General features: G+C 66.7%; 13 protein-coding genes. 6 read left to right on the forward strand and 7 right to left on the reverse strand.

Translation table 11 applies throughout. The features are described 5' to 3' along the window. Nucleotides 1-77: 77 nt before the first annotated feature. The 3 genes from KAQ61_RS13265 (at nt 78) to lldD (ending at nt 3850) form a co-directional block, all read left to right on the forward strand. A complete protein-coding gene (locus tag KAQ61_RS13265) occupies nt 78-1877 on the forward strand; it encodes an L-lactate permease (RefSeq protein WP_043380712.1) in 1800 nt (599 codons plus the stop codon). Nucleotides 1878-1946: 69 nt separating this feature from the next. Further along, nucleotides 1947-2714, forward strand: coding sequence for a transcriptional regulator LldR (gene lldR, locus KAQ61_RS13270; RefSeq protein WP_210929469.1), 768 nt, complete (start codon nt 1947-1949; stop codon nt 2712-2714). Then, on the forward strand, nt 2711-3850 hold the full coding sequence (gene lldD, locus KAQ61_RS13275) for an FMN-dependent L-lactate dehydrogenase LldD (protein ID WP_210929470.1): 1140 nt from the start codon (nt 2711-2713) through the stop codon (nt 3848-3850). The genes lldR and lldD overlap by 4 nt, the downstream gene beginning before the upstream one ends. A 32-nt stretch (nt 3851-3882) precedes the next feature. Here the strand turns inward: lldD and pbpC are convergent, their stop codons facing one another. Both pbpC and KAQ61_RS13285 read right to left on the reverse strand, forming a co-directional pair. Continuing rightward, nucleotides 3883-6309 carry a penicillin-binding protein 1C gene (gene pbpC / locus KAQ61_RS13280; RefSeq protein ID WP_210929471.1) on the reverse strand — a complete coding sequence of 809 codons (2427 nt, stop codon included), beginning with the start codon at nt 6307-6309 and terminating at the stop codon, nt 3883-3885. Further along, a complete protein-coding gene (locus KAQ61_RS13285) occupies nt 6254-7138 on the reverse strand; it encodes an endonuclease/exonuclease/phosphatase family protein (RefSeq protein ID WP_210929472.1) in 885 nt (294 codons plus the stop codon). Before KAQ61_RS13285 ends, pbpC begins: the two co-directional genes overlap by 56 nt. A 137-nt stretch (nt 7139-7275) precedes the next feature. On the opposite strand from KAQ61_RS13285, the gene tenA reads away from it, so the two are divergent. Further along, nucleotides 7276-7950 carry a thiaminase II gene (gene tenA / locus KAQ61_RS13290; protein ID WP_210929473.1) on the forward strand — a complete coding sequence of 225 codons (675 nt, stop codon included), beginning with the start codon at nt 7276-7278 and terminating at the stop codon, nt 7948-7950. 144 nt (nt 7951-8094) lie between these two features. On the opposite strand, the gene KAQ61_RS13295 is transcribed toward tenA, so the two are convergent. The 3 genes from KAQ61_RS13295 to KAQ61_RS13305 all read right to left on the reverse strand — a co-directional run bounded on the left by KAQ61_RS13295 (nt 8095) and on the right by KAQ61_RS13305 (nt 15709). Further along, nucleotides 8095-8406, reverse strand: coding sequence for a YciI-like protein (locus KAQ61_RS13295; protein ID WP_210929474.1), 312 nt, complete (start codon nt 8404-8406; stop codon nt 8095-8097). A gap of 266 nt (nt 8407-8672) precedes the next feature. After that, a complete protein-coding gene (locus KAQ61_RS13300) occupies nt 8673-14588 on the reverse strand; it encodes an alpha-2-macroglobulin family protein (RefSeq protein WP_244982900.1) in 5916 nt (1971 codons plus the stop codon). An 89-nt stretch (nt 14589-14677) separates the two neighbouring features. After that, nucleotides 14678-15709 (reverse strand): helix-turn-helix domain-containing protein, encoded by a 1032-nt coding sequence (locus KAQ61_RS13305; RefSeq protein WP_210929476.1) that lies wholly within the window; start codon nt 15707-15709, stop codon nt 14678-14680. Nucleotides 15710-16086: 377 nt separating this feature from the next. Between KAQ61_RS13305 and KAQ61_RS13310 the strand changes: the two genes are divergently transcribed. Continuing rightward, nucleotides 16087-16881 carry a crotonase/enoyl-CoA hydratase family protein gene (locus KAQ61_RS13310; RefSeq protein ID WP_210929477.1) on the forward strand — a complete coding sequence of 265 codons (795 nt, stop codon included), beginning with the start codon at nt 16087-16089 and terminating at the stop codon, nt 16879-16881. A 50-nt stretch (nt 16882-16931) separates the two neighbouring features. Here KAQ61_RS13310 and KAQ61_RS13315 read toward each other — a convergent pair whose 3' ends face one another. After that, nucleotides 16932-17924, reverse strand: coding sequence for a Bug family tripartite tricarboxylate transporter substrate binding protein (locus KAQ61_RS13315; RefSeq protein ID WP_210931919.1), 993 nt, complete (start codon nt 17922-17924; stop codon nt 16932-16934). A gap of 219 nt (nt 17925-18143) precedes the next feature. Continuing rightward, on the reverse strand, nt 18144-19601 hold the full coding sequence (gene argH, locus KAQ61_RS13320) for an argininosuccinate lyase (RefSeq protein WP_210929478.1): 1458 nt from the start codon (nt 19599-19601) through the stop codon (nt 18144-18146). Between the two features lie 52 nt (nt 19602-19653). Here argH and KAQ61_RS13325 point away from each other — a divergent pair, with 52 nt between their 5' ends. Next, on the forward strand, nt 19654-20733 hold the full coding sequence (locus KAQ61_RS13325; protein WP_210929479.1) for a sensor histidine kinase: 1080 nt from the start codon (nt 19654-19656) through the stop codon (nt 20731-20733). Nucleotides 20734-20745: the final 12 nt, after the last annotated feature.

Here is a 20745-nt window from a genome sequence, read left to right on the forward strand (position 1 = left end):
CAATTAAAACCATGCAAAGGTGACGTGGCATTCATAAGCCACGCGCCCGTGCGCAGCCACCCTTGGAGACATCACACATGAATATTGGACACACGCTTTTAGCCCTCACCCCGATTGCGGTGGTGTTTCTTTTGATGGTGGTTTTAGGGCGGTCGGCCAAACTCTCCATGAGTTCGGCCTACTTGGTCACAGCACTGCTGGCACTGTTTGTGTGGCAGGCGCCCGGTGCGGTAATCGCGGCCGCCACCATCAACGGAGTGGTAACGGCCATCACCTTGCTGTTTATCGTTTTCGGTGCAGTGTTGCTGCTCAACACCCTCAAAGAAAGCGGTGCACTGCTGGCCATTCGCCAAGGCTTCATGGATGTCTCTCCAGACCGCCGCGTGCAAGTCATCATCGTGGCGTGGCTGTTTGGTTCGCTGATTGAAGGCTCGTCGGGCTTTGGTACCCCTTCCGCCGTGGGCGCTCCTTTGCTGCTGGCCCTGGGCTTCCCAGCCATGGCTGCGGTCATGGCGGTGCTGGTCATCCAGTCCACCCCTGTGTCCTTTGGCGCGGTAGGCACCCCCATGCTGGTGGGCGTGCGTTCGGGCATTGACAACAAGACCGATGTGGCGCAATTGCTGGCCCCCATGCAGCCGCTGGAGTACCTGCAGCAAATCGTGGAAAACGTGGCCATGGTTCACGCGCTGGTGGGTTTCGTGATTCCGCTGATTCTGTGCGGCATGCTCACCCGCTTCTTCGGTGCCCAACAATCCTTCACCGAAGGCCTCAAGGCTTGGAAATTTGCACTGTTTGCCGGCGTGGCCTTCACCCTGCCCTACTACCTGATTGCCCGCGTATTAGGCCCTGAGTTCCCCTCGATGGTCGGTGCACTGGTGGGTCTGGTCATCGTGATCAGCGCTGCCAAAAAAGGCTTTTTGGTTCCCAAACAAAGCTTTGACTTTCCTCCCCGTGCAGCGTGGGAGCAAAAGTGGCTGGGCACCGTCTCTAACGATGCTGACAGCTCTGCGACCAGCGCTGCCAAGTTCTCGGTACTGCGTGCGTTTTCTCCCTATGTGCTGGTGGTTGCCCTGCTGATCCTCACTCGCACCGTGGCACCGCTGAAGGCCTTTTTGACCGGCCCTTTGACCACGCTGAAGATTCCTGCGCTGTTTGGCACCAATATCTCGCCCTCGGCACAGTTCCTGTACTCGCCCGGTTTCATCCTGATCCTGGCATCGCTGGCCTGTATCTTGATCTTCAGCATGAAGCAAGGCCAATATGGTCGCGCTGTGAAGTCTTCCGCACACACCATGGTGGAGGCGGCGCCCGCCCTGCTGCTGGCCGTGCCGATGGTGCAGGTGTTCATCAATTCCGCATCAGCTGACGGCTCCATGCTGAGCATGCCTTTGGTGCTGGCACAGGGTGCCGCCGCCCTGGCCGGCAATGCATGGCCCAACGTGTCGCCTTGGGTGGGTAGCCTGGGTGCATTCATTGCAGGCTCCAACACGGTCAGCAACATGATGTTTGCCTACTTCCAGTTCTCTACGGCACAGCAAATTGCCCTGAATCTGGACCAGTCCGCCGTCGTCGTGGCATTGCAGGCTGTGGGCGGTGCTGCAGGCAACATGATCTGCGTGCACAACGTGGTCGCTGCGGGCGCTGTGGTGGGCATGATGAACCGTGAAGGTGAAGTCATCCGCAAGACCTTGGTTCCTATGGCCTACTACTGCATCCAAGCGGGCTTGATTGGCCAAGCGCTCATCACCGGTAGCCTGGGTTGGTGGGTGGCTGCTGCCGTGTGGCTGGTGGTGGTGCTGGCGGCCCTGTCGATGACCAAGGGCAAGCCTTTGGCAGCTAGCGGGCACCAAGGCCAAAACCTGGCCGCTGCGCGCTAAAGCAGCTGCCTCGGCTATCTCGACAGGACCAACGAATTCGCTTGCAGCGTTATGGACCGAGTCACCCACATGCGAATTTCCGATCAGATAGCCGAGCAGCTCCACACCCTCATTCAGCAGCGCCAGCTGCAGCCCGGCCAGCGTCTGCCCGCCGAGCGGCAACTGGCCGAAGATCTGGGTGTGTCGCGCACCGCACTGCGCGAAGCCATTCAAAAACTCTCCAGCCGCGGTTTGCTGGAGAGCCGTGTCGGGGCTGGCACCTTTGTGCAAACCCCACCCATCCAGCCCAACTGGCATGATCAGGTCATCTCCCCGCTGGTTCCCCTGGTGCGCGATGACCCCCAGTACCGCTACGACGTACTGGAAACCCGCCAAAGCCTGGAAGTCAGCACCGCCTGGCATGCGGCCCAGCGCGCAACCGCCCAGGACAAGACGCGCATTCAGCGCAGCTTTGACGCTTTGCTGCGCTACCAGCACCTGCAAGATACCGAAGCCTCTGCGAATGCCGATGCGCAGTTCCATCTGGCGATTGCGGAGGCTTCCCACAATGCCGTCATCGTGCAAGTCATGCGCAGCCTGTTTGAGCTGATGCTCAACACCGTGGCCGAAAACCGCCGCCTGATGTTTGTGCATGACAACACCAAAGTGCTGGAGCAATTGACGCAACAGCACTACCAGCTCATGCAAGCCATTTTGAATGGCGAGCCGGAGCAAGCCCGCAGCGTGATCAGCGATCACCTGAATTTTGTCCACGACAAACTCACCCAAGCCGATGCAGACACGGCCCGGCTGCAGCGCCTGGGACGCCTTTCACCTTCTGTTGCGACCTCGTCATGATTATTTCCTCCACCACCGACTACCGTGCTGCGGCACAAAAGCGTTTGCCTCCGTTTCTGTTTCACTACATTGACGGTGGTGCTTATGCAGAAAAAACGCTGGCCCGCAACGTGGATGACTTGGCCAACGTGGCCCTGCGCCAGCGCGTGCTCAAAGACATGAGCCAGCTGGACACCAGCATTGAGCTGTTTGGCGAAAAGCTATCGCTGCCCGTCACGCTGGCCCCCGTCGGCCTGACGGGCATGTTCGCGCGCCGCGGTGAAGTGCAGGCCGCCATGGCCGCTGACCAAAAAGGCATTCCCTTCACCATGTCCAGCGTCTCGGTCTGCCCGATCGAGGAAGTCGCCCCCAAGCTCAACCGCCCCATGTGGTTCCAGCTGTACGTGCTCAAAGACCGCGGCTTCATGAAAAACGCGTTGGAGCGTGCGCAGGCGGCCGGCGTTTCCACCCTGGTGTTCACGGTCGACATGCCCGTGCCGGGAGCGCGCTACCGCGACGCACACTCCGGCATGAGCGGCCCCAACGCGGCCATGCGCCGCTATGTGCAGTCGGTGCTGCACCCACAGTGGGCGCTGGACGTGGGCCTGCTGGGCCGTCCGCACACCCTGGGCAACATCTCCACTTACATGGGCAAAAACGTCAGCCTGGAAGACTACATGGGCTACCTGGGGGCCAACTTTGACCCCTCCATCTCCTGGAAAGACCTGGAATGGATTCGTGACTCCTGGAAGGGGCCTATGGTCATCAAGGGCATTCTGGACGCGGAAGATGCCAAGGATGCCGTGCGCTTTGGTGCCGACGGCATCATCGTCTCCAACCACGGCGGCCGCCAGCTCGATGGCGTGCTGTCTTCGGCCAGCGCCCTGCCCGCGATTGCTGACGCGGTCAAAGGCCAGATCAAGATCTTGGCCGACTCGGGCATCCGCAACGGGCTGGACATTGTGCGCATGCTGGCCCTGGGCGCAGACTGCACCATGATTGGCCGCGCTTTCATCTACGCACTGGCCGCCGAAGGCGGCGCGGGCGTGACCAACCTGCTGAACCTGCTGGAAAAAGAAATGCGCGTGGCCATGACGCTGACCAGCGTGAAAAACGTGGCCGAGATCACCGGCGACTTGCTGGTGCGCGAGCGCTGATTCTCTGCGCCCGATTGGACCGCCCCGCACCTTCAGCGCGAACGTGCTGAAGGCACTGGTGAAGGTGCCGCCTGTGGCTGGCGTGTGCCTGCACCGCGCACTTCCAGCTCCACACTGTCTTGCAACTGGCCTGCGGCATCCCGCAGCTCCAGCCGGTGGCGCCCCGGCCAAGGCAACCACGCCACAGGGCTGCCACGCCCCAGCTCCTGGCGCACGGTTTCCCCGTGCGGCTGGCGCGTCACCAACTGCCAGCGCAGCCCCTGCGGCTGCCAACCGGCGCTGCCCGCCCCCATAGGCCTGGCCTGCAGCTGCAGCCGCTGGTGCTGGGGTGGAATGTCGGGGTCCAGCGCCAAAATGGTGCCGCTGACCGGCTGCGCAATCTGGGCATGCACGGCAGGCAACACATTTTTGATAGCTGCTTGCGCTTGATTCATAGTCTTTTCAGATACTTTCATACCTGAAGTGCTTGAATATGGAGCGCTAGCAGCTTCACCTTCTATAGCAAACACCGGCTGCTGCGTTCCCTCCAGAAACCACTCCTTGCGTCCCGGCTCTAGTGCCGCGGCACCCGCAGCCGCCACAAATTGCACCGCCTGCGGGCGCAAGCCTGAAGGCGCTGACGGTGCACGGCTGGGCAGCCGCGCATGCAGCGCGGCCATGATGTCGGCCCAGATGGGCGCTGCACCGCTGCTGCCACTGACGCCATGCATGGCCTCGCCCGAGGCATTGCCCACCCACACGCCCACGGTGTAGCGCTGCGACCAGCCCAGGGCCCAGTTGTCGCGCATGTCTTTGCTGGTGCCGGTTTTCACCGCCGTCCAAAACCGTGTGGCCAGCACGCTGTCCAGCCCAAAGGTGCTGGCGCGGGCTTGGGCGTCCGACAATATATCGCCCACCACAAATGCAGCTTGCGGCGACAGCACCTGCACCGGCTTGGCGCGCGGCGCTGCACCCAAAACCGCAGGTGCCACGGGCGCAAACTGGCCGCCGTTGGCCAAGGCCCGGTAGGCATTCGTCAGATGCAGCAGCGGCACTTCTGCGCTGCCCAGCGCCAAGCTGTAGCCGTAATACCCGGCGTTTTCACGCAGCGGCAGTCCCAGCTGGCGCAGCTGGTTAAAAAACGCGTCCGGCGTCACCATCACCAGGGTGCGCACGGCAGGCACGTTCAGCGACCCTGCCAGGGCCGAGCGCACGGACACCCAGCCCTTGAACTTGCGGTCGTAGTTCTGCGGGATGTACAGGCCGGACGGCGTGGCGATGTGCGCGGGCGAGTCCTCCAGCAGGGACGCCGCCGTCACCCGCCCTTCCTGCAGCGCCTGGGCATACAGGAACGGTTTGAGGGTGGAGCCCGGCTGGCGCCAGGCCAGCACCCCGTCCACCTCGGCGGCCTGGCTCAGCCCGCCCGACGAGCCCACCCAGGCCAGCACCTGGCCACTGGCGTTGTCCAGGACCAGCACGGCGCCGTCCTCGACATTGCGGCCCTGCAGCTCACGCAGGTGGCGCTGCAGGCTTTCGACCGCCAGGCGCTGCACCGGGGCACTGACGGTGGTCGTCACCCGCGCGGACGGGGCCTGTGCCGCCTCGCGCTGCGACTGCCAGACGCGCTGGGCCCAGTGCGGGGCCAGGCCCTCGCTGGCCGGCCACAGCCGCGCACGCAGGCTCTGCTGCGTGCGCCATTCAATCGCACCGCAGTCTGCGGCCGGCGGCGCGGCACGCGACTCCCAGGCCTGCATGTCCTGCCAGACCCCGCAGGCCCGCTGGGCCACCACCTCGGGGCTGGCGTTCGGGCCCCGCACCAGGGCGGCGGCGATCGCGGCCTCGACCGCGTCCAGGCCATGCGCGGCCTTGCCAAACAGGCTGCGGCTGAGGGCATCGATGCCCACCAGCTCGCCCCGGAAGGGCAGCAGATTCAAGTAGGCCTCCAGGATCTGGTCCTTGCGCCACTGGCGCTCCAACTGCGTGGCGGCCACTGCCTGGCCCAGCTTCTGCCCCACGCTGCGCCCTTGGTTGCTGGCACGCCAGTCCTCGTCCAGCAAGCCGGCCAGCTGCATGGTGATGGTGCTGGCCCCGCGCGTGCGGCGGTGCCACAGCTGGCCCCAGGCGGCGGCCGACACAGCCTTCCAGTCCACGCCGCTGTGGGCGTAGAAGCGCTTGTCCTCGCTGACCAACAAGGCCATGCGCAGCGCGGGCGAGGTGTCGCTCAGCTCCACCCACTGGCCACGGCGCACCTGCATGTCGGTGCGCAGGCGCTGCAGCAGCTCGCCCTCGCGCGACAGGATGTAGGTTTCCGAAGGCTGAAAGCCGCGGCGCACCTCTTGCGGGCTGGGCAGGGCCTGGGCCACCAACGGCACCAGCAGGCAGCCCAGCCAGAGCAGGCTGCGCGGCAGCCCCTGCAGTCCGGAACTACGCACCGAGGACAACGCGCACGGGCTGGTGGTCCGACGCCTGGGTCTGGCCATCCACGTCCAGGCTGCGCACCTGCGCGCGCAGGCTGTCGCTGAGCCAGACGAAATCGCAGGCCACGGGATCGGGGCCATAGGTCCGGTCAAACAGCTTGAAGGTGGGCGGCTGGGGCGTCTGGGGCGACAGCACCCGCCAGGCATCGTGCCAGCGGGCCCCCACGACCTGTTCGGGCCAGCCGGCATCCAGGCATTCGATCACGCCGGCCTGGGAGCCCATGGCTTCGTACTCGGGCTCATGGGCCTCGAAATTGAAATCCCCGCACAGCACCGCATGCGGCGTGTGGGCCTTGGTCTGGAAGGGCGAGCCATCCTGCGCGGGCTGCGGCGCCCAGCACAGCTGCGACAGCGCCTCCAGGTGCAGGCGGCGCAGGTAGCGCACCTGCGACATGCGCTGGCGCTTGGAGTAGTACTCCAGGTGCGTCGTCAGCACGCGCACGGCGCCCAGTTGCGGGTCCTGCACCGTGACCTGGGTGCACATGCGGGGCATGCTGCGCACGCCCGCGTCGGCCGGATAAGGCAGGGGGTAGTGCTGCACCTGCAGCACCGGCAGGCGCGTGGCGATCAGGTTGCCAAAGCGCTGGCGGCCGGCCGGTGTCCATTCGTCCACGGCCGCGCCAAAGAAGATCTGCCAGTCCGGCAGCAGGGCCTGCAGTTGCGCCACCTGGTCGCCGGGCTGGCCTGCCAGCTGCGGGTAGTTCACCGCGATCTCCTGCAGGCAAAGCACATCGCAATGACCCAGAGCCTGCGCCGCCTGCACGATGCGCGCAGGATCGGAACGCCCATCCAGGCCACAGCACCATTGGGTATTCCAGGTCACTAAATGCATGATGATCTCTCTGTCGGCAATCTGTCGTCGGCCGCTGGCGGGCGGTGCTCCGCCCGGGCTCGGGCCCTGGCCACAGGCCGGGCGCGGGCACGCCCCTTGGCGGCATAGTTTGACATTGTGTGCATATTTTCTGTCTTATGAGCAACTCTTCCACATTCAGCCAGCAGGCCTGGCAACAGAACCTGGCCTTGTTCGAGGCCACGCTGGCCCTGCCCTTCAACCAGACCCTGGCCGATGGCAGCCTGCCGCGCGACGTGTTCCAGCACTACATGATCCAGGACGCGCACTACCTGGTCGCCTTTGGCCGCGCCCTGGCCGTGGCTGCGGCCAAGGCCGACGATGCGCCGGGTGTGGTGCAGTTTGCCGCCGCCGCCCAGGAGGCCGTGGTGGCCGAGCGGGAGCTGCACCACAGCTTCATGCAGACATACGCCGTGAGCGCCGAGCAGTTTGCCCGCACGCCGCTGTCGCCGACCTGCCACCACTACTGCCACTTCCTGCAGTCCGTGGCCTGGAGCCGTTCCTACCCCGTCGCGCTGGCGGCCCTGCTGCCCTGCTTCTGGATCTATGCCGAAGTCGGTGTGCACCTGCAGGCGCGCAGCGTGGCGCACAACCCCTACCAGGGCTGGATCGACACCTATGGCGGAGACGAGTTCAACGCCCATGTGCGCGCCGTGCGCGCCACCGTGGATGCCGTGGCCGCGCAGGCCGATGCCCGCACGCTGGCCGAGATGCACGCGGCCTACACCGACGCCGCGCGGCTGGAGTGGATGTTCTGGGACAGCGCCTACCGCATGCAGACCTGGCCCTGCTGAGCCACGCGGGCGAACACCGCGCAAAAAAAGAGCGCGTGGTGCTCGTTCTACAAGGGTTTCAGCATCGAATGCATCGCAAACCTTGTTTGAACGCGCGCCATGCGCTCTTTATATCGAAGCGACTGGGGCGGACCCCAGCAACCCTCAGGCCGGCTTGGCCGGGTACACGGGCGTGCTGGCCGTGGCGCCCAGCACCGTGCTCCAGGGCTGGATGGTGTGGCTGCGCACCAGGCCGTGCTGGAAGTAGGGGTCGGCCTGCACGAAGTCCTCCACCGTCTGCGCGCTGTCGCAGACAAACACCAGCACCGCGCTGTGGGCCGGGGCACACACGGTGCCGCCCAGCAGCAGCTGGCCGCGCTCATGCGCCTCCCAGCCCAGGCGCAGGTGCTGGTCGCGGTAGGCGCCGCGGCGCTCCAGGTAATCGTCGGTGTAGTGGTAGGTCAGCAGGTAATGCATGGCAGGCCGTTCGCAGCAGGCGGTGAAAAGAAAACAAGGGTACCGGGATGGGATTGTCGGGGCCCGCGCGGGTCCGGCGCGTCGCGGGATCGACAGCGGGGGCAGGGCCCTCCGAACGTGTGGACGCTGGGCCCAGGCGGGCCGTGGGATGCGGATGAGCGGCCAAGCGCCCACCGCAGACCCGGCCATCGCCACGGCGCGACGGGGCCGTGCCCCAGACCATCCCAGGCCCACGCCCGCAGGCCCGGGGTGCATCCGCAGCATGCTCAGGGCTGCGCCACCTTCCAGCGGGCGTTCGGCAGCTCGCCAAACATCTCGGGGGCGTACAAGGCCTCGGCCCGCGTGGGCGGCAGCGCAAAGTCACCGGCGTTGTTCAGGCGCAGCGTGTACTCGACCACGCTGGTGCCCTTGGGCAGGTAGTCCCAGTACGCACGGTAGCTGTCCTGGCCGCGTTCCACGAAGGCCGGCCAGACCCCTTCGGCGCCCTTGCCTTCACCCTGCTGCGCCACGATGGAATCGCGCCCCAGGCCGTTGCCCAGGATGGTGGCACCAGCCGGGATCGGGTCGCTCAGCGCCACCCAGGTCATGTCCGCGCTGGCCTGCACTTCCAGGCGCACGCGCACCACATCGCCGCGCTGCCAGCGCTGGGCGTCAGCCCCCTGCACGGCGGTCACGGTCTTGCGCAGCACATAGCCGGCATTCAGCGGCTGGGTGCGCGGCACGGCAGCCACGGACTGCAGGGCCACCCAGGGCTTGCCCGTGCCGCGGTGCTGCACATTGAGCTGGCCCAGACGGCGCTCGCCCCAGGGCAGGAACAGCGTGCGGGGTGGCAGGCCCTCGGTCAGTCCGGCGCCGCTGCCTGCGGGCAGCGCAGTGGCACCGGCCGCCGGTGGCGTGACCGCAGCAGCCCAGTGCACGGTCTGGGTGGCGGCACCCAGCAGGGCCGTGGTGTCGCCCGTGACGGCATCGCGCTCGTACTTCTGGGAGAACTGGCGCAGCGCCAGCCCGGCCCAGGTGTTGGCCGTGGTCGTGCCCCAGTGGCCGCGCTGCTGGCGCGCCAGCAGGCCGGTGACCAGGCGCGTGCGCTCGGCATCCCAGGCGGCATCGTCCAGCGTGGTCAGCAGCAGGCGCGCCACGTTCACGTCGGCGCTTTGCATCAGCCACCACCACTGGTCCTGGGCATCGGTGCTGAAACCGACCTGGCTGCCCGTGTACGACAGCCGGGCCTTGAGCACCTGCTGCGCCTCGGCCAGGCGCTGGTCATGCTCGGGCACCTGCGGCATCTGCTGCAGGATGCTGAGCCAGTCGATCACCGCGTGCGTCGGCCAGTCCTGGGGCGACAGGCTGATGCTCTGCAGCATGGCCGGGCGGGCCTTGCCGCTGCGCGCCAGCGCCGCAATCGCGGCCAGCTTGCGCACCTCCAGGTCCTTGCGCGGACTCCAGTGCTGGCGCTCGATGCGCCCTTCGACAAAGGCGATCAGACCGGACTCCATGCGAGCCTTCTCAGCGACGGGCAGGGCCATTGCCGGCGCCACGCGCTGGAGGCTGTGGTGCACCGACAGCAGGTGGGCCGTCAGGCTGTCACTGCCCCGGGCCTGGTAGCCGCCCTGGGGCGGGAAGTACATGGCCAGGCCGTCATCGTCCAGGTAGGTGGGCAACTTGGCCATGGTGCGCTGCCACAGGTCGGCGTCGTTCAAGCCGATGGCCTTGCCCACGGTCTGCTCCAGGCAGGCATAGGGATAGGCCTGCCACCAGTCGCGCAGCCCGGGCACGCCCTGCTGCGGATCGGCCAGCCGGTCGCTGAAGGCCAGGCGCAGGCCGCCCTTGCCGGGCACGGCCTGCTCGGGCCATTCGAGGGGCTGCTGCCAGTGGCCGTCGATCTGCACCAGGGTGGCCTGCTGCACCGCCAGCGGCACGGCCGGCAGCAGGCGCAGCGTGAAGGCCAGCGCATCCTTGGCGCCGGTTTTGGTGTCGCGCCCTTCCAGGCGCCAGTCCCAGGCGCTTTCCGTGGCCTGACCCAGGGCCGTGGGCACCGTGACGTTCCAGCTCACCTCGCGCGCCTGCTGCGCCGCGATCTCCACGGTCTGGGCCGGCAGCTCCAGGCCATGGGCCTTGGGCTGCAGCTGCACCTGCATGGGCTGCTGCGTGGTATTGCGCACCGTGACCATGGCACGGAACTGGTCGCCCTCGCGCACCACCGGCGGCAGGCCGCTGATGAGCTGCAGGTCCTGCGTGGTGCGGATGTCGGTGCTGCCGGTGCCAAAGCGCTGCACACCGTCCTCGGCCACCGCGACGATCTGGAAGCTGGTCAGGGCATCGTTGAGCGGCACCTCGACCACGGCCTGGCCCTGGGCATCCAGCTGCACGCGGGGCTGCCACAGCAGCAGCGTGTCCAGCAGTTCGCGCGTGGGGGCGCCGTTGCCGCCGCCGCCGCCCGGGGGCGCGGCCTTGCGGCCATAGTGGCGCCGACCCACCACCTCCATCTGGGCCGTGGACGTGGACACCGCCCAGCTGCGGCGCTGCCACATGGCGGCGCGCAAATCCCAAGTGGGGTTGGGCGACAGCTCCAGCAAGGCCTTGTCCACGGCGGCCACGGCCACCTCGGCATGGGCTGCGGGCTTGCCATCCGGCAGAGTGGCGCGGATGGTGACCTTGGCCTTGTCGCGCACCTGGTAGCTGGCCTTGTCGGCCTGCACCGCCACCGTCAGCTGCTGCGAACGGTCCTGCACCTTCAGCTCGGCCACGCCCAGGCGGAAGGCCGGCTTGCTCAGGTCCACCAGGGCCGTGGGCGCCACGTATTCCTTGCCGCCGTACCAGAAAGCATTCCACCACTGCCGGGGCACCTTGTAGCCCCAGGTGAAGAAGCTGTACCAGGGCACTTCATACAGGCGCCCGCGCAGCGCCAGCACGCTGACGTAGACATTCGGCCCCCAGCCGGCCTGCACCGGCAGCTCCACCGTCGGGTCCTTGCCCTGCAGGTGCACCACCTGGGTGTGCAGCACGCCTTCGCGCTCCACGCTCAGCAGGGCCGTGGCCTCACGGAAGGGCATGCGCACCTGCAGCTTGGCGGTTTCGCCCGGCGCGTAGCTGGCCTTTTCGGCCAGCACGTCCATGCGGTCATGGTCCTGGCCGCCGAACCACAGCTCGCCGCGCCCCGTTACCCAGACGGTGTCGGCGGCACGCGCCACGCGGCCCTGGCCATCCTGGGCCGAGGCGATCAGCTCCACCTCCCCAGCTTCGACCACCTGCACTTCGCACAGCAACAGGCCACGGGCATCACTCTTGCCGCTGCACACCGTGCCCAGGTCCTTGCTGCTGCGCTGGTTGTCGTAGCTGTAGAAGCCACCCACCAGGCGCTTGCGCGTAGAGCTGGTGGTGTGGTGCACGGCCTGCACCTTGAGGGGCACGCCCGCCTGGGGATTGCCCTGGGCGTCCACCGCCAATGCCTGCAGGCGCATCTTGCGGCCCACGGACATCCAGCCCTCGGTGCGCAAGCCAGCCAGCACGGCCGACGGCCACAGGGTGTGGGTGCTGCGCAGGCTCTGGATTTCGCCGTTCGGGTCGGCAAAGCTGGCCTCCAGCACCAGATCCTGCGGTGCAGCCACGGCCGGCAGCGATGGCAGCGCCACCTGACCCTGGCCCTGCGCATCCAGCGTCAGCGCCAGCTTGTCGGCCACCAGGCGTGCACCGTCATTGCTGCTGCCCATGTCTTCGCTGTCACGGTCGGCCTGCTCGGGGGCCCGCGGGGCGCTGAAGCTGTAGCCACGCCAGCGCTCGAAAGACACATAGCGGTCGCGCAGCAAGGCACTGACCTGCACGGCATGGCCGTTGGCGGCACCGCCGTTGAGGAAGTTCAGCTGCACGGCCACCGGCAGGGTCTTGGGCTGCACCAGCACGCCCTTGTCCACGGGCTGCACCGCGCCCTGGAACACGGGCATGCGGAAGGCTTCCACCCGGAAGCTGCCCGACTCCTGAATCCGCTGGCCCTGGCGGGCCGAAGCGCCCCAGCGCAGCTCCACCGTGTACTGCCCCAGCTTGGCGGCCGCAGGCACGGCCCAGGCGTTGGTGGCGTTGCGCCCACCATTGCGCGTGTCCACCCAGTCCAGCGGCTGGCGGTATTGCTGGCCACTGCCCACATGGGTGATGACCATCTCGACCGGCCAGTCCGCCGGCAGGGCCAGGCCCTGCAGGTTCTGCAGGCGCACCACGTGCTTCATGGACACGGTTTCCCCGGCCCGCACCAGGTTGCGGTCCAGCACCGTGTGTGCCACCAGCTCGGGCCGGTTGCCCCAGGCGACGGGCAGGTTGAAGCGCCAGGGTTCGATGCCGCGCTGCCAGTCACTCCAGACAAAGGCCACATCCTCCACGCCCTGGGACTGGTGGCGGGCACTGACAAACCATTGGCCGCTGCCCTCGTGCTGGTTGCAGCGCGGGGCCTCCTTGTCCAGATCGGGCAGCTGCAGCAAGCCCTGGGCGTCGGTGGTGCCACGCTGGTGCGACTGCCCGCGGCAGTCGGAGACCTGCACCGTGGCACCCGCCACGGGCTGCCCCTTGTCCAGCGAGGTGACCCAGACGGCCGAGCCCTCACGCCCCAGCTTCAGGTGCACGGCCAGGTTGGTGACCAGGGCCGAGGTGCGCACGAACATGCTGCGCGGCTGGCCCAGGCGCTCATCCAGCAGGGCGGCGCCCAGGTGCGGGGACTCGATCTCCAGCACATGCAGGCCGGGCTCCTTGAGCGGGATGCCCACCACCTCCAGGGGGCGCGGGTCGGCGCTCGCCTTGGGCAGTTGCGACGACTGCACGCCCTTCTGGCCGGTCAGCAAGGACAGGGTGCGGGTCTGCACATAGTGCTGGTCCGACTCGTCCACCGGCCGCGGCACAGGCGCCTTCAGTTCGCGCTGGGCCGTCTTGCGCGGGATGCTGCCTTGCTCGTAGCGCTGCACCAGGTCCCACCAGCGAATGATGTCGCTGTCGCGCGTCAGCCGCAGGCTGCGCACCTGGGCCCCGGCCCCACTGGCGGGCTGATCGACAGACTCCACCTTGCGCACCGTCACGGGCAGCACGGCCACGCCGTCTTCGCCCTCGGCAAAGCGCTCCAGCACGCCGAACGGCGCCGCCGCAAACTTGGCCAGCGGCGGGGTGTCGCCCATCACCACCGTCAGCGGGAACGAGGCTGCGTTCGCCAGCTTGCGCCCCGCATCGTCCTGCAGCGTGGGCGGCAGCACCAGCTGGTACTGCCCGGTCGGGGTGAACGGCGCGGCAAAGCGCAGGCTTTGCACACGGTCCGTACCGGCCTCCAGCACCGGGGGCAATGACTTGCCCTGGTGCAGCAGGTGCACCTGGCGCGCCTGGTCCACCGGCACGGGGGCGGTGAACGACAGCGTCACATCGCGGATCGGCAGGCAGCCGGCATTCGCCCGCTCGCGCTGGCACTGCAGCTCGGCGGTGAAGGCCTGGCGCACCTCGAAATCAAAGGTACGGCTGGCCTTGTTGGTCACGCCGCTGGCCATCTGCACACCCGCGCCATAGACCAGCTGCACGCGGCTGCCAGCCGTCAGGCGGCGCCCGCATTCCAGGGCGGCATAGTGGCCCTTGGCGGGCAGGTGCAGGGCCTGCACCACCGCGCGCGTCTGCGCGGCATCCAGCACCCGCACGGGAATGCGCTCACCCACGTCCTGGGCCCGGCAATGCACATGCTGCTGCAGGCTTTGCGGGGTGGCCGCGCCATTGAGCTGCAGCACAAAGGTCTGGGATTCGTCCACCGGCTCGTAGGTGGCCGGCCAGGTCTCGCGCACCAGCGGGCCGGCAATCTCAAACTGATAGCTGGAAGCGCCCGTCAATGCTTGACCAGATGGCAATTTGAATGATTTTTCTAGCTGCACGCTGCAGCGCGTGCCGGCCGGCAAGGGCTGGTCCAGCTGCCAGACCCATTCGCGCGCATTGGTCCAGCGACCGGTGCCCGCCGCGTTGCCGGGCGCGCACTGCACGCGCACCGGGGCCGGGGCCTGGGCATTGCCCAGGCGCACCGCATCGGCCGACATCTGCACCACCACCTGCTGCACTTCGTTGACTGCGCCCTGCGGCGTCACCTGGCTGATCTGGACCGCCTGTGCCGCCCAGGGAATGCCTGCGACCAGCCCCAGCGCCCACCCCCACCTTTTGCTCCAACGTCCTTGCAACACCTGATGCTCCCTCAAAACGATAAAAATTGCGCACAGCGTAGCACCAAGCCGGTGCACGGCCGCGCACATGCCGGCACCGGGTGGCCTCTTCAGGCCAGTTGGCGCTGTGCGGCGCGGTAGGCGCCGGGCGTCATGCCCGTCCAGTGCCGAAAGGCGCGGTGAAACACCGCGACCGAGCTGAAACCCAGCGCATAGGCGATTTCACCCAGCGCCACCTCGCCGCGTGCCAATTGCAGGATGGCCAGGTCGCGGCGCAGATCGTCCTTGATACCCTGGAAGGACAGCCCCTCCTGGCGCAGCTTGCGGATCAAGGTGCGCGACGACATGTGCAGGCGCGCGGCCACATCCTCCAGGCTACGGCCCAGTTCCATGTACAGCAGCTCGCGCACCTTCAGCCGCAACGCATGCTCGTGGTAGGCGGTGAAGATCCAGTCCCGGGGGGCCCGCACCAGGAAGGCCCGCACCTCGGTGCGGCTGCGCACGGGCCGGACCTTGCCCAGCTCAGCCGCGAACACGATCTGCGAATGCGCAGCGTCGAACACCACCGGCGCCGGGAACAGCACCGCATAGTCGGCCGCAAACGCGGGCGGGGCAAAGGCAAAGCCCACCTGCTGCACCGGCACCTCGCGCCCGACCAGCCAGGAGACGATGCCATGGGTCAGCTTGAGCATCAGCGCATGGCCGAAGCGGTTGAGCCCGGCCGCAGGGCTGCGCGCCACCAGTGCCAGGCACAGCGTGGTGCCCGCGTCGCTCAGCTGCAGCCGGTAGTCATCGAGCAACAGGTTCCAGAACTGCGTGAAGCGGTACAGCGCCACCTGGATGCTGGGCGCATCCAGCACCGCCCGCATGATGTATTTGAGGGCGCCAGTGCGCACCGGGCGGCTCCACAAGCCCATCATCTCGTCGCCCGTGGCGGCGGCGCTGCGCTGGTACAGGCCGACGCACTGGTCGTGCGTCAGCCGTGCCCCGGGGTGGCCGAGGAAGGCCTTGACGATGCCTGCCTGCTTGAGGCAGTCGTCGAGCAGCGGCTCCGGGCACAGCCGCTGCAAGCTGTCCAGCCAGTCCTGCACCAACTCCAGCGACACCGTGGCCGCAACAGCAGCCCATTGACGGGATTCCATGACCCACCCTCTTCTTGTCAGTTTTTGCACATTGCGCGGCGCGATTAGCGATTGGCGGGTCCACCACTGCCACCTATGCTGAAGGCATGTCAGATCCAGTTGGCCACTGGCCCATGATCTGCAAATCGCACCTCTTTCATCCATCCTAGTGCATACCACCTGCAAATGTAGCGATCTTCACACACAGCGCGGCACACCCACCGCAGCCTCCCACGAACACGGCGACTGCAGTGGTGCAAGCCTTCGCCCCCAGTGAATGGCGTGATTCGCATGTGCATGGCACCGGTATGGCTGCAAGACCCGCACACCACGCCCGTCGCCATGCCAGCACCCGGCCGCAACGCCGTCTTCACCCGCAGCCCTCAAGGAGCATTTCCATGACCGAACCCCTCGTGTTGACGTCCGAGCAAGGCCCCATCGGCATCCTCACCCTGAACATGGCCCACAAGCGCAACGCGCTGAACGAGGAGGCGATTGCCGCGATCGATGCCTACTTCTCGGCCGTGCCCGCACACATCCGCGCCATCGTGCTGATGGCCCGGGGTGAGCATTTCTGCGCGGGCCTGGACCTGAAGGAGCACCATGCCAAGGCGCGCAGCGGCGTCGAATTCATGCGCGTGTGCCAGGGCTGGCACCGCGCGTTCGACAAGATCCAGCACGGCGGCATTCCCGTCATCGCCTGCCTGCAGGGGGCGGTGGTCGGCGGGGGCCTGGAGCTGGCCAGCGCGGCCCATGTGCGCGTGGCCGACAGCAGCACCTTCTTTGCCCTGCCCGAGGGCACGCGCGGCATCTTCACCGGTGGCGGCGCCACGGTGCGCACGGCGCGCATCATTTCCGCGCCACGCATGGTGGAGATGATGCTCACCGGCCGCGTCCTGGATGCCCAGGAGGGACGGCAGCTGGGTCTGGCCCACTATGTCTGCGACCCTGCCCAGGGCGACACCCAGGCACCAGAGCTGGCCTTGCAGCTGGCCGAAAAAATTGCCGGCAACGCGCCGCTGTCCAACTACGCCATCGTCAGCGCCATCAGCCGCATTGCCGACATGTCCGCCACGGACGGACTCTTTACCGAAGGACTGGTGATGGCCATGATCCAGCAGGGACACGACGTGCAGCAGCGCCTGGGCGATTTCGTGCACAAGAAGGCGCACAAGGTGCAACTGCAGCGTTGACGGCACGCTGCATGCCAACCTGGGGGCAGCCCCCCGTTTGGCCGCCCGCCTTACTGGGGCTGAAAGCCGCTGTCCTGGATGATGCGCTTCCAGACCGCGGTATAGGCCTTCTCGCGCTGCGCCAGTTGCTCAGGGCTCATGGAGTCGACCACCAGACCAATGGCCTCAAGCTGCTGACGGATCGCCGGCTCCTGCACGCTGTCCGCCAGGGCCTTGGCAAACTGCTGGATGAAAGCCGCCGGCACGCCCTTGGGGGCATAGATGCCGTAGTAGGGCATGTCCTCCAGGCCCTTGAGCCCCAGTTCGCTGAACGTTGGCACCTCGGGCAACAGGGGCTGGCGGCGCCCGCCCAGCACGGCCAGCACGCGCAGCTTGCCCTCCTTGTGGTAGTGCACGAAATCCTGCACCGAGCCAATCCCAGCCTCGATCTGCCGACCCAGCATGTCGCCAATCATGGGTGCACTGCCCTTGTAGGGCACGGATTGCAGGTCCAGGTCGTAGCGCTGCGCCAGCTGCTTGACCAGGAACTCGGGCGTGGAGGCCGGTGCGGGAATGCCCACGGCACTGCGCCCGTGCGAGCTCTTGCGCACCCACTTCAGATACTCCTCGAAGCTGCGGGCCGGATGCAGTCCCGAGACGGCGAAGGTGTTGACGAAGGAGGCAAAGCCCCCCACCGGCTCGAAGTCCACCGCCGGATCGAAGCCCGCATGGCGCACCACCTGCGGCAGGATGGAAATGCTGTGGTCGTGCGTGAGGAACAGCGTGCTGCCATCGGGCACCGAGGTCTTGAGCTGCTGCGCGGCAATCTGCCCGCCGGCACCAGGCTTGTTCTCGATGATGACGGTGCGCCCCAGGCGGCGGCCCAGAGGCTCCTGCAACAGGCGGGCGATCACGTCCGTACCGCCGCCGGGCGGAAAGCCCACCAGGATGCGCAGGGGTTTTTCGGAGGCCCACGACCATCGCCATCCGGCCACGCTGGCTGCAGCCAGCACTGCGGCTTGCGGCGCAGTTTGGACCAGGAAGCGACGACGGGATGCGTGGATCACGAATTTCTCCAACAATCAAAAACAGAAAAAGCCATACACGGCCATCTGCGAGCTTATCAGCCCCCAGCCCGCCGACAGCTTCAAAATGGATAGCTTTTGGCGAGGTGGCGCATCGTTGCGCACCGCATTAGCCTTGCGGCCCCCAAAAAAAGGGACGCGGCTGCGTCCCTTGTGCGATGGATGGACTCGGCCCACCCAGGCCGAGTCGCTGGCTGCTTACGCCAGGCGTGCGCGGTGCTTGGCCAGCTGGATGCGCACTTGTGCAGGGGCGGTGCCACCCAGGGTGTTGCGAGCGTTCAGAGAGCCTTCCAGGCTCAGCACGTCAAACACGTCGGCCTGCACATTCGGGTTGAAGGACTGCAGCTCAGCCAGGGGCAACTCGCTCAGGTCCACGCCCTTGGCCGTGGCCAGCTTCACGGCATGCGCCACGGTTTCGTGGGCGTCACGGAAGGGCAGACCCTTCTTCACCAGGTAGTCGGCCAGGTCAGTGGCCGTGGCATAGCCCTTGAGTGCCGCGGCGCGCATGTTGGCCGCGTTCACGGTGATGCCACCTTCCTTGGCGCCGGTCGCCGGATTGACCTGGCCGCCGATCATTTCCGCGAAGATGCGCAGCGTGTCCTTCAGCGTGTCCACGGTGTCGAACAGCGGTTCCTTGTCTTCCTGGTTGTCCTTGTTGTAGGCCAGGGGCTGGCCCTTCATGAGGGTGATCAGGCCCATCAGGTGCCCCACCACACGACCTGTCTTGCCGCGCGCCAGCTCGGGCACGTCGGGGTTCTTCTTCTGCGGCATGATGGACGAACCGGTGGTAAAGCGGTCGGCAATCTTGATGAAGCCGAAGTTCTGGCTCATCCACACGATCAGCTCTTCCGACAGGCGCGAGACGTGCACCATACACAGCGAGGCGGCCGCGGTGAATTCGATGGCGAAGTCACGGTCGGACACGCCGTCCAGCGAGTTCTGGCAGACACCGTCCATGCCCAGCGTCTGGGCCACGCGCTCGCGGTCCAGCGGGTAGGTGGTGCCAGCCAGCGCGGCCGAGCCCAGGGGCAGCACGTTCACGCGCTTGCGCACGTCCAGCATGCGCTCGGCGTCGCGCTTGAACATTTCCACATAGGCCAGCATGTGGTGGCCAAAGCTCACGGGCTGGGCCACCTGCAGGTGGGTGAAACCGGGCAGGATCACGTCCACGTTCTGCTCGGCCACTTCCACCAGCGACAGCTGCAGCTCCTTGAGCAGACCTTCGATCAGGTCGATCTCGTCGCGCAGCCACAGGCGCACATCGGTGGCCACCTGGTCGTTGCGGCTGCGGCCGGTGTGCAGGCGCTTGCCGGCATCGCCGACCAGGGCCGTCAGGCGCGCCTCGATGTTCAGGTGCACGTCTTCCAGATCCAGCTTCCACTCGAACGCACCGGACTCGATATCTTGCTGGATCTGCGCCATGCCCTTCTGGATGGCGGCGTAGTCGTCCTGGCCGATCACGCCCTGGGCTGCCAGCATTTCCGCGTGTGCCAGGCTGCCGGTGATGTCGGCCTTCCACATGCGCTGATCGAAGAACACGCTGGAGGTGTAGCGCTTGACCAGATCGCTCATGGGCTCGGAAAACAACGCGGACCACGCCTGCGCCTTGGTGTCGAGTTGGTTGTGGGAGGGCTGCGTGGTGGTGTGATCAGACATGGGAGGGCAGAATTTCCGGTTACGACAGACACCCGGAACACCCGGATGCCCTATGCACAAGCCTGAAATTTTATCGAGCCAATCACCTTCCTCCGAATCCGCAGAAGGGACAACCCCTCAGCCTACTGCAGCGCTGCCGGTTCTGATCTTCGATGCGTGCCATCTGGGGGTGGTGCTGCGCGCCGTGCTGGGCGTGGAGCTGGTGCTCGCCCTGGCAGCGCTCTACCAGGGGGCCAACGGCTGGGAGTGGCTGCTGCAGATGGCCTGGCTGACCAGTGGCGGCCTGCCGGGCACGCTGGTGTGGCTGCTGATGGCCTGCAGCCTCAAGCGCGTGCTGCACCGCATGGAGGGCCCGCACCAGTACGCGATCGGCATCGTGCTGGGCATGGTGGCCGGCCTCTACGCCACGGCCATGTTGGCGATCAACGGCCAGGTGGCGCACCTGCACTGGCTGGCCAACGCCATCTCCGGCGGCGTGATGGCCGCCGTGTTGGTGGGCTACCTGGTGCTGCGTGCCGAGGGCCGCACCCCGGCGGCCACCAAGGCACAGCTGACCGCGCTGCAGGCCCACATTCGCCCGCACTTCCTGTTCAACGCCCTCAACAGCGCGATCGCCCTGGTGCGCGAGCACCCGGGCAAGGCCGAGCGCCTGCTGCAGGACCTGAGCGATCTGTTCCGCGCCACCTTGCAGGACCCCCGCAGCAAGATCACCCTGTCAGAAGAGATTGAGCTGGCGCAACGCTACCTCGACATCGAGCAAATACGCTTCGGCGAACGGCTGCAGGTGCACTGGGACCTGGACCCTGCGGCGCTCGACGCCCACCTGCCGCCGTTGCTGTTGCAGCCCTTGGTGGAAAACGCCGTCAAACATGGGGTAGAACCCTCTGAAATTGGCGCAAAAGTAACAATCTCCGCGCAACTCACTCAGAAAAAATTCATTTTGTTACGCGTCACCAATACACTGAATCCGTCCCGACGCCTCGGCGACAAGGCCACTGCACCACAGGGCCAGGGCATGGCCCTGAAGAACGTGGAGCGGCGACTGCGGCTGCTGCACGACGTGCAGGCCAGCTTCAGCGCCACGCGCAAGGAAGGCCGTTTCGAAGTTTTGATATCTCTACCGCTCAGTTAAGAAGTACATAAC

It is taken from the genome of Comamonas aquatica (assembly GCF_018064205.1).
Classification (GTDB): domain Bacteria; phylum Pseudomonadota; class Gammaproteobacteria; order Burkholderiales; family Burkholderiaceae_C; genus Comamonas; species Comamonas aquatica.